This window comes from Pseudomonas sp. Marseille-Q5115 (assembly GCF_916618905.1).
GTDB classification, from domain to species: domain Bacteria; phylum Pseudomonadota; class Gammaproteobacteria; order Pseudomonadales; family Pseudomonadaceae; genus Aquipseudomonas; species Aquipseudomonas japonica_A.
The window spans coordinates 4,527,974-4,543,189 of record NZ_CAKAKI010000001.1 but is presented as its reverse complement, the minus strand read 5'-3'; the positions used below and the strand labels follow the sequence as shown (position 1 = coordinate 4,543,189).

The following is a 15,216-nucleotide window of genomic DNA, read 5'->3' as shown; positions in this document are numbered from 1 at the left end:
TTTTTGGGATCAAAAGATAGAGCCTTGGTACACCCGTACAGAACGGGCTAGCTTGCCAAGAGTATGGAAGCTTCCCGGTTGCAAAGCTCCATGAGAAAGTCCCACACCACTCGTAGCCTTACCGACTTATGTAGCTCTTTGCGGGTACTTATCCAGTAGGTTCTCTGAATGCTCTCGGTAGGCAGCACCCGGCACAATCGGCTGTCGTGTGCTGCCATATATTGCGGGAGTACCGCAATGCCAAGCCCGGCATGGGCAGCCAGTTGCTGGGCCAGCACGCTTGTGCTGCGGAAAACCACATTGGGCGACCGACAGAAGGCGTTCAGTAGCAACAACTGCTGGCTGAACAGCAAATCGTCCACGTAGCCGATCCATTGGTGTTGGCTCAATTGGTCACGGTGCTCCAAGGGTGGCGCTGCCGCCAGGTATTCAGGGCTGGCATAGAGGCCCAGGCGGTAATCGCTGAGCTTGCGCGTAATCAGCATGTCCGCCTCGGGGCGCTCTAGGTGAATGCTGATTTCTGCCTCTCGGTTGAGGATATTGACGAAGCGCGGCACCGCGACCAGCTCGACCTGCAGCCCAGGGTACCGTTCGAAGAGTTGCGGCATGCGAGGGGTGATAAAGCACACGCCTATGCCTTCTGCTGTACCCAGGCGAATCTTGCCTAGCGGCATGATTGACTGGGTAATTTCTTCCTGCGCCATCAGCGCAGAATTTTCCATGACCTCGGCATGCCGCAGCAGGGCATTACCTGCGGGCGTAAGTTCGTAGCCTTGGGCTTGTTGCACGAACAACGCAGTGCCCAGTGTGCGCTCGATGCGCTCGATATGGCGGGCAACCGTGCTATGGGTGGTGTTGAGCCGTTTGGCGGCGGCAAGCAGGCGCCCGCTACGATGGAGCTCGAGAAAAAAACGGACGTCGTCCCAGTCGAACATTGCCACTCCAATAATTATCGTTGTAAATCAGGAGGCTGTTCATGCTGTGCAAAAACGCACAGGCATTGGGTAAAAACTATCGTTTTCAAACCGTGTTTAATCAATACCATGAGGTAAAGAACAATAAAAATACGAGGCGTAGCGCATGTCCAATGCCGAGGATACATACGATTACATCATCGTTGGCGCCGGCCCGGCCGGTTGCCTGCTGGCTAACCGGCTCTCCGCCAACCCCGATCACCGGGTGCTTCTGCTCGAAGCTGGAGGTGAAGATAACTATGCCTGGATACATATCCCGGTTGGCTATCTGTTCTGCATCGGCAACCCGCGCACCGACTGGTGCTTTAAAACGCAACCCCAAAATGGCCTGCACGGGCGTTCACTGAATTATCCCCGGGGCAAGGTTCTGGGAGGCTGTTCCTCCATCAACGGCATGATCTACATGCGTGGCCAGGCGCGAGATTATGATGGCTGGGCGGCGTTGGGGAACGCGGGCTGGAGCTGGAACGATGTGCTGCCCCTCTTTCGTAAGACCGAGCTTCATGCCGCAGGCGGGAATGACTGGCATGGAGAAACCGGCGAATGGCGAGTCGAGGCCCAGCGTTACCGCTGGCCGATCCTGGATGCGTTCCGCGAAGCAGCCGGGCAGGCGGGCATCGGTCCTGTGGATGACTTCAATCGTGGGGATAACGAAGGTTGTGGATATTTCCACGTGAACCAGCGCGCTGGCGTGCGATGGAATTCTTCCAAGGCGTTTCTGCGTCCGGTACTCAAGCGGACAAACCTTAAAGTACTGACCGAGGTTGCAGTGGATAAGCTGCTGTTTGACGGCGACCGGGCCAGCGGTGTCGAAGCTGACTGGCTCGGCAGCAGGCGTTCGTTCGCGGCCAAGCGGGAGGTGATCCTCAGTGCGGGCGCCATCGGATCCCCCACTATCCTGCAGCGCTCCGGTATCGGCCCTCGCCCCCTACTCGAAAAACTCGATATTCCCGTGCGCGTGGAAGCGCCTGGGGTCGGCACGAACCTGCAGGACCACCTGCAACTGCGGTTGATTTATCAGGTCGAGAACGTACGTACGCTTAATCAGGTTGCCAATAGCCTGTGGGGAAAATGCGGCATGGGGCTGCGCTACCTCTATGACCGCAGCGGCCCATTGGCCATGGCACCGAGCCAGTTGGGCGCCTTCGTTCGCTCCGATCCCAGCCAGCCCAGCGCCAACCTTCAGTACCATGTACAGCCTTTGTCCCTGGACCGGTTCGGCGAGCCCTTGCACCGCTTCGCAGCCTTCACGGCCTCTGTGTGTAACTTGCGCCCCAAGAGTCGCGGTCGGGTGGAAATCACTTCCCGTAACCCAGGCGACGCGCCTTTGATAGACCCTCGGTACCTGAGCCATCCGGATGACCTGCGCGTTGCGGCCGATGCCATTCGGGTAACCCGTACTATCGTTGAAGGCGCCGCGCTCGCACCCTTCAAACCTGTCGAGTACCTCCCGGGTGCATCCTTCCAGTCGCAGGAAGAACTCGAAACAGCGGCGGGTACTGTTGGAACGACTATATTCCACCCGGTTGGCACCTGCCGCATGGGGGTGGACGCCGAAGCGGTAGTGGACCCAGAACTTCGGGTCAGGGGTGTTCCAGGGCTTCGCATTGCCGATGCTTCGATCATGCCGCTGATTGTTTCCGGAAATACCTGCTCCCCTACGTTAATGATCGCCGAGAAAGCAGCAGAGCTATTGTTACGCAGCGCCGCGGCTGAAGAGGTAACCGTGCCGGCTCGTGTTGAACGGGCCCCTGTGGCGGCACTCTGACCCGCACTGTGACCTGACTATCAAAGCAACGAAGCAGTAAGCGCACCGGCGCAGTCAGCCGGGCAGACAGTGGAACAACAAGAAAAATCACTGTGCCCTTTGGGCCGAGGACAGGACCAATGACCGACTATACGCAGCCACAGGCCGCACAGGTGGTGCCCAACGCAGCCAGGGAAGAGCGGAAGATCATTTTCGCGTCGTCGCTGGGTACGGTGTTTGAATGGTATGACTTCTTTCTTTATGGCGCCCTGGCGGCGGTCATCAGCAAGCAATTTTTCGCTGGCGTGAACGACACGACCGCGTTCATCTTCGCGCTGATGGCGTTTGCCGCCGGATTCCTGGTCAGGCCCTTTGGCGCGCTGGTGTTCGGGCGGCTTGGAGACATGATTGGCCGTAAGTACACGTTTCTTGTCACCATTGTGCTGATGGGGATATCTACCTTTGCAGTAGGCTTGTTACCCACCTATGCGAGCATTGGCCTGGCGGCGCCGGTAATCCTCATCGTACTGCGCATGCTCCAAGGCCTGGCACTGGGAGGCGAATATGGCGGCGCAGCCACTTATGTGGCTGAGCATGCTCCGGCAAACAAGCGCGGCCACCATACCGGTTGGATTCAATCGACCGCCACCCTTGGGCTCCTGCTGTCACTGGTTGTGGTTGCCGCATGCCGATACCTGAGTGGGGATGAGTTCGAAGTCTGGGGCTGGCGGCTTCCGTTCCTGCTTTCCATCGTGCTGTTGGGCATTTCCACATGGATTCGCTTGAGCCTGCATGAGTCGCCGGCCTTTACCAAAATGAAGGCCGAAGGCAAGGTGAGCAAGGCGCCTATCCGCGAATCCTTCGGCTCGTGGGCCAACCTCAAGATCGTGCTGACTGCACTGTTCAGCATCAATGCCGGGCAGGCCGTGACGTTCTACACGGCGCAGTTCTACGTCATGTTCTTTCTCACCCAGATGCTGAAACTCGACCCTGCGCAGGCCACCAACCTGATGATCATCAGCGTGATCATTGGCGCACCCTTCTTTGTATTCTTCGGATGGCTCTCTGATCGCGTGGGCCGCAAGCCGATCCTCATGCTGGGCCTGCTACTGGCGACGGTGTTGTATTTCCCGCTGTTCAAAGCGCTGAGCCATTACGCTAACCCACAAATCGACCAGGCAAGCCGGCAGGCGCCCATCGTGGTAATGGCGGACCCCGAAACCTGCACATTCCAGTTCGACCCGGTAGGAAAGGCCCGTTTCGACAGCCCCTGTGACAAGGTCAAAACCCTGTTGGTAAAAGCGGGCGTACCTTACACCTCTCAAGCGGCGGTCGCCGGCAGCGCGGTTGTCGTTACCGTAGGGCAAACCCGTATCGAGGGCTATGACGAAGCGGCCTTGCGCGGCGCTATCACAGGAGCCGGCTACCCGGCCAAAGCGGAGCCAGCCCAGGTCAATCAGCCCATGGTGGTGGGCATTATCGTAGCGCTGATTCTGATCGCGACCATGACCTATGGCCCGTTGGCCGCGGTGATGGTGGAACTCTTTCCAACGCGCATCCGGTATACCTCGATGTCACTGCCTTATCACATCGGTAACGGCTGGTTCGGCGGCTTCCTGCCTACCGTCTCGTTCGCCTTGGTGGTGTATACGGGGGATATCTACTACGGGCTGTGGTACCCGATTACCGTCACGGCGGTGAGCCTGGTAGTTGGCTTGATCAGCCTGAGGGAAACGCGACACGTGGATCTGGATAACGCCTGAATACATCCAGCCCCGGCAACTGTGCCCGCCCGGCTTGGCGGGCACTTTCGTTGGCGGCGAAAAAACTTATGCACGTTTTTGAGTGGATTTTCAGGTTGGGATAAACCTTTGTATTTCAGCGAGTTAAAGCCGTTTCCAGGAAACGGAAAGAAAAACTGCTCACAAGTTATCCACAATCAGACCGGGTTGCCGGTATCCACTGTTGTCACGATAGAACCCATCTCACGTTGAGCATTGGCAATCCAGGCGGCGGCCCTGTCGTTGAGCTCGGCGGTCGCGCGCGGCCCGCTGCCTTCAGCGTACATGGGGGCGCCGATCATCACGTCGATCACCCCGGAGCGCTTGGCCCAGCCATCCTTGGGCCAATACTTGCCAGCATTGTGAGCGATCGGCAACACCGGCAGCGCGGCATTCACCGCCAAGGCAGCGCCGCTGCGGGTGAACTTGCCCATGGTGCCGTAAGGCACGCGGGTGCCCTCGGGAAAGATCAATACCCAGACCTTGTCCTTGAGCAGTACATCGCCCTTGGTTGCGACCTGCCGCAACGCTTCCTTGGGGTTATCCCGATTGATTGCGATAGGCCGAAGCATCGCCATTGCCCAACCGAAGAAAGGTACGTATAGCAGTTCCTTTTTGAGCACTTGGCTCAACGGCTGGAAATAGGCAGAGAGAAAAAAGGTTTCCCAAGTGCTTTGATGGTTCGACAAGATCACGCAAGGGGTAGCCGGCACGTTTTCCGCGCCAGTGATGCGTACCCGAATGTTCAAAAACACCCGTGTAAGCAGCAGCGCAAAGCGGCACCAGTAGACGTTGATAAACCGGTAGCGCGCCGGGAATTTAAGAAACGGGCAGACAAAAAAGCCGATCGTGCACCAGATCAATGCACTGAGGGCCAGCAAAACGTAGAAGAGGGTGATTCTGATGGCCTGCAATGCGGACATGGCGTTGTTACCGTACGGGCCGGCCCCGCGTGAAGTGGCCGGCGCCTGTTTCAGGGGGCAATGCCCGGGTTGATAAGTGCCTCGGCCACGGCGGCCAGGTCATCGAATTGCAGGGTGCCTTCAGGCAGTACCCCCTTGGCAGTGCCTTGCCCCTTGCCGGTTTTCACCAGCACTGGGCGTGCGCCCGCTGCAACGGCCGCGGCCAGATCGCTGCGGCTATCGCCTACAAACCACACATCAGCAAGGCCTGTGCCGTAATGCTCCGCTATGGCTAGCAGCATGCCCGGTAGTGGTTTGCGACATTCACACCCATCATCCGGGCCATGGGGGCAGTACAGAATCACCCCCACTTCGCCGCCTTTTTCGCCCACCAGCTCGCGCAGCCGCGCATGCATGGCGTCCAGGGTTGCCAGCGAATAATAGCCTCTGGCGATCCCCGACTGATTGGTCGCGACCGCTACCGTCCATCCAGCCTGGCTCAGCTCGGCAATTGCCTCGATCGAGCCAGGGATGGGGACCCATTCCTCCACGGATTTGATGTACGCGTCGGAGTCATGGTTGATGACCCCATCCCGGTCGAGAATAAGCAGCTTCACGGCTCAGCCCAGCACGGAGATGTCGGCCACGCCCAGGAACAAACCGCGCAGCCTGGCCAGCAGGGCGTAACGGTTGGCGCGAACGCTCGGGTCCTCGGCATTGACCATCACCGCCTCGAAGAACGCATCCACAGGCTCGCGCAGGGCGGCAAGACGGGTAAGCGCTTCGTTGTACTGACGTGCCTGGGCCATCGGTTGAACCGCGTGGTCGGCCTGTTGGATCGCCGAATACAGGGAAAACTCGTGAGCGTTATCGAAGTACTTGGGCTCCACAGTGGCCGCTACGGCGCCCTCTGCCTTGCCCAGCAGGTTCGATACCCGCTTGTTTACCGCGGCCAGCGCTTCGGCTTCCGGCAAGCGGCGGAACGCTTGCACGGCCTGCACGCGCTGATCGAAGTCCAGCGCCGAGCCCGGCTTGAGGGCACGCACGGCCAGATAACTGGCAACGTCCACGCCTTCATCTTCGTAACGTGCACGCAGGCGGTCGAAGACAAACTCCAGCACCTGTTCGGCCAGGGCGGTGGTGTCCACCTTCGCACCGTACAGGGCCACGGCGAAATTCACCGCTTCGGCCAGGTCGAGATCCAACTGCTTGTCGATCAGAATGCGCAACACGCCCAGTGCCGCACGGCGCAAGGCGTAGGGGTCCTTGCTACCGGTGGGCAACATGCCGATGCCGAAGATACCGGTGAGGGTATCAAGCTTGTCGGCGATTGCCACGGCCGCGCCAGTCAGTGACTGCGGCAATTCGGCGCCGGCGCCACGGGGCATGTACTGTTCGTTCAGTGCCTGCGCTACATCCTGCGGCTCGCCGTCGTTGAGCGCGTAGTAGTAGCCCGCGATGCCCTGCATCTCGGGGAACTCGCCAACCATTTCGGTCGCCAGGTCGCATTTGCTCAGCAGGCCGGCACGCGCGGCGCGCTGGGCATCCCCACCAATGCGTGGCGCGATGAATGCGGCCAGTTTGGACACGCGGACGGCCTTGTCATAGACACTGCCGAGCTGCGCCTGGAACACCACGTTCTGCAGGCGGGCATTGAAGCTTTCCAGTGGCTGTTTCTTGTCCTGATTGAAGAAGAACTCAGCGTCGGTCAGGCGCGGGCGCACGACCTTTTCGTTGCCCTGGACGATCTGCGTGGGGTCACGGCTTTCGATGTTCGCCACAGTGATGAAACGGGGCAACAACTTGCCTTCGGCGTCCAGCAGACAGAAGTACTTCTGGTTGTCCTGCATGGTGGTAATCAGTGCTTCCTGCGGCACTTGCAGGAAGCGCTCCTCGAAAGAGCACACCAGCGGCACCGGCCATTCCACCAGCGAGGCAACCTCATCGAGCAGCGCAGGCGGCATGATTGCCGTGCCTTCCTGCTGCACGGCAAGTTCGTCTACACGCTTGCGGATAATCTCGCGGCGCTCGGCCAGGTCTGCCAGAACATAGGCTTTGCGCAGGTCATCGGCGTAGCTGGCCGGCGAGCCGATCAACACGCTGTCCGGATGATGGAAGCGGTGGCCGCGGGACGTTCGCCCGGCACGTTGTGCGAGCAATGTGCAATCCACCACCTGGTCGCCCAGCAGCATCACCAGCCACTGCGTTGGGCGCACGAATTCATCCTTGCGCACGCCCCAGCGCATGCGCTTGGGAATCGGCAGGTCGTTGAGCGAATCCTCGACGATGGTAGGCAGCAGACTGATCGTCGGCTTGCCGGTGATCGTCTGGCTGTACCGCAGCTTTGGGCCGCTCTGGTCGATTTCGCTGATGTCCACGCCGCACTTGCGGGCGAAGCCGAGAGCGGCCTGGGTGGGGTTGCCGTCCGCGTCGAACGCTGCCTGGCGTGGCGGGCCGTCCAGATTGACGCTGCGGTCTGCCTGTTGCGTGTCCAGCCCGGTGACCAGCACTGCCAGGCGACGAGGCGCGGCATAGTAACGGCTGGCGGTGTAGTTCAGCCCTGCGGCCAGAAGGCCCTTCTGAATACCGGCAAGGAAGGCTTCGCCCAAGGTAGCGAGCGCTTTGGGTGGCAATTCTTCGGTGCCAAGTTCAACCAGAAAATCTTGCGCACTCATTGTGCAGCCTCCAGCTTAGCCAACACTTCATCTCGCAATTCGGGGTTTGCCATCGGGAAGCCCAGGCGTGCCCGGGCGTGCAGATAACTTTGGGCCACGGCACGGGCCAGTGCGCGCACCCGCAAGATGTAACGCTGGCGCTCGGTAACGGAAATCGCCCGGCGAGCATCCAGCAGGTTGAAAGTATGCGACGCCTTGAGCACCATTTCGTAGGTCGGCAGCGGCAGTTGCAGTTCGATCAGGCGGTTGGCTTCGCTTTCATAGAAATCGAACAATTCGAACAGCTTCTCGACGTTGGCGTGCTCGAAGTTGTAGGTCGACTGCTCCACTTCGTTCTGGTGGAACACGTCTCCATAGGTGACCTTGCCGAACGGGCCGTCGGTCCACACCAGGTCGTAGACCGAGTCCACGCCCTGCAGGTACATGGCCAGGCGTTCGAGGCCGTAGGTGATCTCGCCGGTGACCGGGTAGCACTCGATACCGCCTACCTGCTGGAAGTACGTGAACTGCGTCACTTCCATGCCGTTGAGCCACACTTCCCAGCCCAGGCCCCATGCGCCGAGCGTGGGCGATTCCCAGTTGTCTTCGACGAAGCGAACGTCGTGCACGGTCGGGTCCAGCCCGATATGACGCAGCGAGCCGAGGTACAGCTCCTGGAAGTTTTCCGGGTTCGGCTTAAGTACCACCTGGAACTGGTAGTAGTGCTGAAGGCGGTTGGGGTTCTCGCCGTAGCGGCCATCGCCCGGACGACGGCTGGGTTGCACGTAGGCTGCGTTCCAGTTCTCCGGGCCTACGGCGCGAAGGAAGGTGGCGGTGTGGAAGGTGCCCGCGCCTACTTCCATATCGTAAGGCTGAAGCACCACGCAACCTTGCTCTGCCCAGTACTGTTGCAAGGCCAGAATCAAGTCTTGGAAGGTACGCACGGCTGGCGTAGGCTGGTTCACAAATTCACCTGTATCTTGGGCTGCGAATTAAAGAGCGGGAGTATACCCCGAATCGTCTGCCCCACTAGCCCGGAGCTTTATGCCACGCTGCTTTTGGTGTACCACCGACCCGCTTTACGAGCAGTACCACGACCATGAATGGGGCCTTGCGCTACGTGATCCGCAGCGCCTGTTCGAGTTGCTGGTGCTTGAAGGGTTCCAGGCGGGGTTGTCCTGGATCACTATCCTCAAGAAGCGCCAGCGTTATCGCGAGGTGCTTTTTGCCTTCGATCCCCAGCGCCTTGCACGCATGACCGATGCCGAGATCGAGATTCGCATGCAGGACGCGGGCATCATCCGCAACCGAATGAAGCTCAATGCCGCCCGGCAAAACGCCCAGGCCTGGCTGCGGCTAGAAGATCCGGTGGGCTTCTTGTGGTCCTTCGTGGGCGGCCAACCGAAGATCAACCATTTTGCCGACCGCAGTGAAATCCCCACCCAGACACCCGAAGCCCAGGCGATGAGCAAGGCCCTGAAGAAGGCTGGGTTCAGCTTTGTGGGCCCGACCATTTGCTATGCCTTCATGCAGGCATCGGGGATGGTCATGGACCACACCACCGATTGCGATCGCTACCCGGCATTATGCGAAGCGCCGCCCATGCTGGGGTAGAATGGCCGGCTTGTTATCAGGGGATTGAACTGTGGAAAACTTCAAGGGCGCCTTGATGGTGGGCGTGCTCAAAGCCTTTGCTTCATTGCCGTGGGGCGGCGTGCAGAAGGTAGGCGCCGCCATCGGCTGGCTGATGTGGAAGCTGCCCAACCGTTCCCGGGATGTGGTGCGGATCAACCTTGCCAAGTGTTTCCCCGAACTGTCGCCAGCCGAACGCGAGCAACTGACCGGGGCAAGCCTCAAAGGTATCGGCCGTTCGTTCACCGAAAGTGCTTGTGCCTGGATCTGGCCAGCCGAACGTTCGCTCGCGTTGATTCGTGAAGTTGAAGGCCTGGAAGTACTCGAGGCGGCGCTCGCCAGCGGCAAAGGGGTTGTTGGCATCACCAGCCACCTGGGTAACTGGGAAGTGCTCAACCACTTCTATTGCAGCCAGTGCAAACCGATCATTTTCTATCGCCCACCCAAGCTCAAGGCTGTGGATGAACTGCTGCGCAAACAGCGGGTGCAGTTGGGCAATCGCGTGGCGGCTTCTACCAAGGAAGGCATCCTCAGCGTGATCAAGGAAGTGCGCAAGGGTGGCCAGGTGGGTATACCGGCAGACCCGGAGCCGGCCGAGTCCGCCGGGGTATTCGTGCCCTTCCTGGGTACGCAAGCGCTCACCAGCAAGTTCGTGCCCAATATGCTGGCGGGTGGCAAAGCGGTCGGGGTGTTCCTTCACGCCGTGCGCCTGGCGGATGGCTCAGGCTTCAAGGTGATGCTCAAGGCAGCGCCGGAGGCCATGTACAGCACCGACGTGGAAACCTCCGCCGCAGCCATGAGCCAGGTAGTGGAAGCGTATGTAAGGGCGTACCCGGACCAGTACATGTGGAGCATGAAGCGCTTCAAGAAGCGCCCGCCGGGTGAGGCCCGTTGGTACTGAGCCTCAGGCGTTGCGCTCAAGCTTGCGGATAAACACGCTCATCTCTTTCTCCGCCTGCTTGTCGCCCTTGGCCTGCGCCGCCGCGATCCCCTGCTCCCAGGCGGCGCGCGCCGCCGGCAGGTCGTCCTGCTGTTGCAGCGCCTTGCCGAGTAACTTCCAGGCGGCCGAGTAGCCCGCGTCCTGTTCCACGCAGCGGCGCAGGTGCTCGGCTGCCCGAGGAGCGTCAGCTGCATCGAGGTAGCCCTTTCCGAGCCCAAACCGCAGAAGTGAGTTATCCACACCCTTGGCGAGCATTTTTTCCAGGGATTCGATCATCACTTCACCTTCAGAAGAAACTCAGCCCAACGTGGAAGAGCTTTTCCACATCGCGAATATATTTTTTATCCACAACGAACAGGATCACGTGGTCCCCGGTTTCGATCACGGTGTCGGCACGGGCAATGATCACCTCCTGGTCCCGGATGATCGCACCGATGGAGGTACCCGGGGGCATGGGGATCGTTTCCAGCGCGCGGCCCACTACCTTGCTCGAACGCGCGTCGCCGTGAGCGATGGCTTCGATGGCTTCGGCAGCGCCACGGCGCAAAGAGTGCACGCTGACGATGTCGCCGCGACGCACATGCGTGAGCAAGCTGCCAATGGTTGCCAGCTGCGGGTTGATGGCTATATCGATTTCACCGCCTTGAACCAGGTCAACGTAGGCCGCGTTGTTGATCAGTGTCATTACCTTGCGCGCGCCCAGCCGCTTGGCCAGCAGCGACGACATGATGTTGGCTTCGTCATCGTTGGTCAGCGCTACGAAGATGTCCGCGTCGGCGATATTTTCTTCGACCATCAGGTCCCGGTCCGAGGCGCTGCCCTGTAACACCACGGTGCTATTGAGGCTTTCGGACAGGTAACGGCAGCGGGCCGGGCTCATCTCGATGATTTTCACCTGGTACCGGCTTTCGATGGCTTCCGCGAGCCGCTCGCCAATATGCCCGCCCCCGGCAATCACCACTCGCTTGTTGTTTTCATCCAGCCGGCGCAGCTCGCCCATCACGGCGCGGATATCAGCCTTGGCGGCGATGAAGAAGACTTCGTCGTCGGCTTCTATCACCGTGTCGCCGCGTGGCAGGATCGGCCGGTCGCGGCGGAAGATCGCCGCCACACGCGTTTCCACATTCGGCATGTGGTGGCGGATCTGCCGCAACTGCTGGCCCACCAGTGGGCCACCGTAATAGGCGCGTACCGCAACCAGCTGCGCCTTGCCCCCGGCAAAGTCGATGACCTGAAGCGCGCCGGGATGTTCGATCAGCCGCTTGATGTAATGAGTAACCACCTGTTCCGGGCTGATCAGCACATCCACTGGGATGGCCTCGTTGGCGAACAGGTCGGCGCGGGTGAGATACGCCGCCTCGCGAACCCGCGCAATGCGCCGCGGGGTATGGAACAGCGTATAGGCCACCTGGCACGCGACCATGTTGGTTTCGTCGCTGTTGGTGACCGCCACGAGCATGTCGGCATCGTCGGCACCGGCCTGCCGCAACACGGTTGGAAACGACGCTTTGCCCTGCACCGTACGAATGTCCAGCCGGTCGCCCAGGCTGCGCAGGCGTTCGCCGTCAGTGTCGACGATGGTGATGTCGTTGGCTTCGCCGGCCAGGTGCTCGGCAAGGGTGCCGCCGACCTGGCCGGCACCTAGAATGATGATTTTCACGATCAGCTCGCTCAGCGGCCGCCAGAGGCGGCGATCTTCATGAGTTTGGCGTAATAAAACCCGTCGTGCCCGCCGTTTTGTGGGAACAGCTGGCGACCGTGCGGCTGGGCAATACCGGCTTCGGTGTCCAGGCTCAGCTCGCGGGCGCCGGGGGTGCGTTCCAGGAAGGCGGCAATGGTGTCGCTGTTTTCCATCGGCAGTACCGAGCAGGTGGCGTACAGCAGGATGCCGCCGACTTCCAGGGTGCCCCACATGGCATCCAGTAACTCACCTTGAAGCCTTGCCAGCGCGGGAATATCGTCTGCGTGGCGAGTAAGCTTGATGTCAGGGTGGCGGCGGATGACGCCGGTGGCCGAACAGGGCGCGTCCAGCAGGATCCGCTGGAAAGGCTTGCCGTCCCACCACGCGGCGAGGTCGCGGCCATCGGCGGCGCGCAGATCCGCTGCAAGGCCCAGACGCGCCAGGTTCTCCTCCACCCGCGTCAAACGCTTCGCTTCCAGGTCGATCCCCAGCACGTAGCCAAGGTTGGGCATGCTTTCCAGTACGTGGCAGGTTTTACCACCCGGTGCACAGCAGGCATCCAGTACCCGCTGGCCAGGCTTGAGTTCCAGCAAACCAGCGGCCAGTTGCGCGGCTTCGTCTTGCACGCTTACCCAGCCCTGGGCAAAGCCCGGGAGGCCAGTGACATCGGTAGCGGCAGCAAGCGTGATGCCATCTGGGCTGAAGCGGCACGCCGTGGCTTCGATCCCAGCCTGGCCCAGTTGCGCAAGATAGCCGTCCCGGGTTTGCAGGCGACGATTTACCCGCAGCGTCAGCGGTGGATGTTCATTATTCGCGGCGCACAGGCTTTCCCACTGCTCGGGCCAGGCAGCCTTAAAGGCTTTCTGCAGCCAGCGAGGGTGGGCGGTACGCACCACCGGGTCTCGCTCCAGGCTCGCAAGCACAGCTTCGCCTTCGCGCTGTGCGCGCCGCAGCACGGCATTGAGCAAGCCTTTGGCCCAGGTTTTCTTCAGCTTGTCGGCACAGCCTACCGTTTCCGCGATGGCCGCATGAGCAGGCACACGCGTGTAAAACAGTTGGTAAAGGCCCAGCAGCAACAAGGCGTATACGTCTGCATCGGCGGCCTTGAATGGCTTTTGCAGCAGTTGTTCCGCCAGCAAGGCCAGGCGAGGTTCCCAGCGAGCGGTGCCGAATGCCAGCTCCTGAACCAGGCCTCGGTCGCGCCCATCCACCCGCTCCAATTGCGCGGGCAGTGCGCTGTTGAGCGAGGCCTTGCCGCTGAGCACTGCCGCCAGGGCTCGGGCTGCCGCCAGCCGCGGGCTCATTGGCCCAGTACCGTGCCGGTGCTGAAGAGCGCTTGCCGGCTATTGTAGAGGTCACTGAAGGCCAATGGTTTGCCGCCAGGGAGTTGCAGACGGGAAAGGGACAGCGCGCCCTCGCCACAGGCCACGGTGAGGCCGCCCTTGTCGGCAGCGATGATCTCCCCCGGTGTGCCTGCGCCTGCTGCGGTGCGAGCGCTCAACACCTTGAGCGCCTCGCCGTTGAGCAGGCTGTGAGAGATCGGCCACGGGTTGAATGCGCGTATCTGGCGCTCCAGGTGAATTGCCGGGCGGGTCCAGTCGATGCGGGCCTCGTCCTTGTTAAGCTTATGCGCATAGGTAGCGTCGGCATCGTTTTGTACCTCGCCTTCCAGGGTTCCAGCCGCCAGCCCTTCAATGGCTTCGAGTACAGCGACCGGCCCCAATTGGGCCAGGCGGTCGTGCAGGCTGCCGCCAGTGTCCTCGGCGCTGATGGGCGTGGTCACTTTCAACAGCATCGGCCCCGTGTCCAAGCCTGCCTCCATGCGCATTACGGTCACGCCGCTAACGCTGTCACCGGCTTCGATGGCCCGCTGGATCGGGGCGGCGCCGCGCCAGCGAGGCAACAGTGAGGCATGGCTGTTGATGCAGCCCAGGCGCGGAATATCCAGCACGGCCTGGGGCAGGATAAGCCCGTAGGCCACTACCACCATCAGGTCCGGGGCCAGTGCGGCAAGCTCTGCCTGAGCATCCGGATTACGAAGGGTCTGAGGTTGGTAAACCGGTATGCCGTGGGCTTGGGCCAGTTGCTTGACTGGGCTGGGCATCAGTTTCTGGCCTCGCCCGGCGGGGCGATCCGGCTGGGTATAGACGGCCACCACCTGGTGAGCACCGCCAAGCAGGGCTTGCAGGTGTTCGGCCGCGAAGTCTGGGGTACCGGCAAAAACTAGGCGCATGAGCTTCTCGCTGAAATGAAAAGGGCTTGCCGAAGCAAGCCCTTGGGCGGAGGGGGTAATCACGCCTGCTGGCGGTGCTGTTTCTCGAGCTTTTTCTTGATCCGGTCCCGCTTGAGCGTGGACAGGTAATCAACGAACAGCTTGCCGTTCAGGTGATCGCATTCGTGCTGAATGCAAACGGCCAGCAAGCCCTCGGCAATGAGTTCGTAAGGCTTGCCGTCCCGATCGAGCGCCTTGACCTTGACCTTCTGCGGGCGATCGACGTTCTCGTAGAAGCCGGGAACGGACAGGCAACCTTCCTGGTACTGGTCCATTTCGTCGGTGAGCGATTCGAACTCGGGGTTGATGAAAACCCGGGGCTCGCTGCGGTCTTCGCTGAGGTCCATCACCACCACGCGCTTGTGCACGTTCACCTGAGTGGCAGCCAGGCCGATGCCGGGGGCCTCGTACATGGTTTCAAACATGTCGTCGATCAGCGTGCGCAGCTCGTCGTCCACAACCGTGACCGGCTTGGCGATGGTGCGCAGGCGCGGGTCCGGAAATTCGAGGATGTTTAAAATAGCCATATGCTTTAGTGCTGCACTGTAAGGTAAAGTCAGTGGGAATGGCGCCGAGCGCTTGTTGAGCAGCTGCTGCTCATGGAAAGCCCGCCGAGGGCAAGGCGATCAGCCG

The 15,216-nt window shown here is 60.8% G+C and carries 14 protein-coding genes; 4 read left to right on the top strand and 10 right to left on the bottom strand.

What is annotated here, in order from left to right; genetic code table 11:
* Positions 1-47: 47 nt before the first annotated feature.
* Complete coding sequence (locus tag LG385_RS20695; RefSeq protein ID WP_225775729.1) at positions 48-935, bottom strand: LysR family transcriptional regulator; 888 nt, start codon at positions 933-935, stop codon at positions 48-50.
* Positions 936-1,080: 145 nt separating this feature from the next.
* Between LG385_RS20695 and LG385_RS20690 the strand changes: the two genes are divergently transcribed.
* Both LG385_RS20690 and LG385_RS20685 read left to right on the top strand, forming a co-directional pair.
* On the top strand, positions 1,081-2,742 hold the full coding sequence (locus LG385_RS20690; protein WP_225775728.1) for a GMC family oxidoreductase: 1,662 nt from the start codon (positions 1,081-1,083) through the stop codon (positions 2,740-2,742).
* A gap of 119 nt (positions 2,743-2,861) precedes the next feature.
* A complete protein-coding gene (locus LG385_RS20685; RefSeq protein ID WP_225775727.1) occupies positions 2,862-4,484 on the top strand; it encodes an MFS transporter in 1,623 nt (540 codons plus the stop codon).
* Between the two features lie 176 nt (positions 4,485-4,660).
* Here LG385_RS20685 and LG385_RS20680 read toward each other — a convergent pair whose 3' ends face one another.
* From LG385_RS20680 to glyQ, 4 genes are read right to left on the bottom strand one after another with little or no spacing between them, the layout of a single operon-like run.
* A complete protein-coding gene (locus LG385_RS20680; RefSeq protein WP_225775726.1) occupies positions 4,661-5,425 on the bottom strand; it encodes a lysophospholipid acyltransferase family protein in 765 nt (254 codons plus the stop codon).
* 50 nt (positions 5,426-5,475) lie between these two features.
* On the bottom strand, positions 5,476-6,021 hold the full coding sequence (gmhB, locus tag LG385_RS20675; protein WP_225775725.1) for a D-glycero-beta-D-manno-heptose 1,7-bisphosphate 7-phosphatase: 546 nt from the start codon (positions 6,019-6,021) through the stop codon (positions 5,476-5,478).
* Positions 6,022-6,024: 3 nt separating this feature from the next.
* Entirely contained in the window at positions 6,025-8,079 is a 2,055-nt protein-coding gene (glyS, locus tag LG385_RS20670; protein WP_225775724.1) for a glycine--tRNA ligase subunit beta, read from the bottom strand.
* Positions 8,076-9,023: a glycine--tRNA ligase subunit alpha gene (gene glyQ, locus LG385_RS20665; protein WP_181111196.1), complete on the bottom strand. Its 948-nt coding sequence runs from the start codon at positions 9,021-9,023 to the stop codon at positions 8,076-8,078. Before glyQ ends, glyS begins: the two co-directional genes overlap by 4 nt.
* Before the next feature lie 79 nt (positions 9,024-9,102).
* Here glyQ and LG385_RS20660 point away from each other — a divergent pair, with 79 nt between their 5' ends.
* Both LG385_RS20660 and LG385_RS20655 read left to right on the top strand, forming a co-directional pair.
* Complete coding sequence (locus LG385_RS20660) at positions 9,103-9,672, top strand: DNA-3-methyladenine glycosylase I (RefSeq protein ID WP_225775723.1); 570 nt, start codon at positions 9,103-9,105, stop codon at positions 9,670-9,672.
* A 31-nt stretch (positions 9,673-9,703) separates the two neighbouring features.
* Complete coding sequence (locus LG385_RS20655) at positions 9,704-10,591, top strand: lysophospholipid acyltransferase (RefSeq protein WP_181111198.1); 888 nt, start codon at positions 9,704-9,706, stop codon at positions 10,589-10,591.
* A gap of 3 nt (positions 10,592-10,594) precedes the next feature.
* On the opposite strand, the gene LG385_RS20650 is transcribed toward LG385_RS20655, so the two are convergent.
* The 5 genes from LG385_RS20650 to def are packed head-to-tail and all read right to left on the bottom strand — an operon-like array spanning position 10,595 to position 15,110.
* A complete protein-coding gene (locus LG385_RS20650; protein WP_225775722.1) occupies positions 10,595-10,909 on the bottom strand; it encodes a hypothetical protein in 315 nt (104 codons plus the stop codon).
* Positions 10,910-10,916: 7 nt separating this feature from the next.
* A complete protein-coding gene (gene trkA, locus LG385_RS20645; protein ID WP_181111200.1) occupies positions 10,917-12,290 on the bottom strand; it encodes a Trk system potassium transporter TrkA in 1,374 nt (457 codons plus the stop codon).
* 11 nt (positions 12,291-12,301) lie between these two features.
* Positions 12,302-13,615, bottom strand: coding sequence for a 16S rRNA (cytosine(967)-C(5))-methyltransferase RsmB (gene rsmB / locus LG385_RS20640; RefSeq protein WP_225775721.1), 1,314 nt, complete (start codon positions 13,613-13,615; stop codon positions 12,302-12,304).
* Complete coding sequence (gene fmt, locus LG385_RS20635; protein WP_225775720.1) at positions 13,612-14,544, bottom strand: methionyl-tRNA formyltransferase; 933 nt, start codon at positions 14,542-14,544, stop codon at positions 13,612-13,614. Before fmt ends, rsmB begins: the two co-directional genes overlap by 4 nt.
* 59 nt (positions 14,545-14,603) lie before the next feature.
* Positions 14,604-15,110: a peptide deformylase gene (def, locus tag LG385_RS20630; RefSeq protein ID WP_181111203.1), complete on the bottom strand. Its 507-nt coding sequence runs from the start codon at positions 15,108-15,110 to the stop codon at positions 14,604-14,606.
* Positions 15,111-15,216 lie beyond the last annotated feature (106 nt).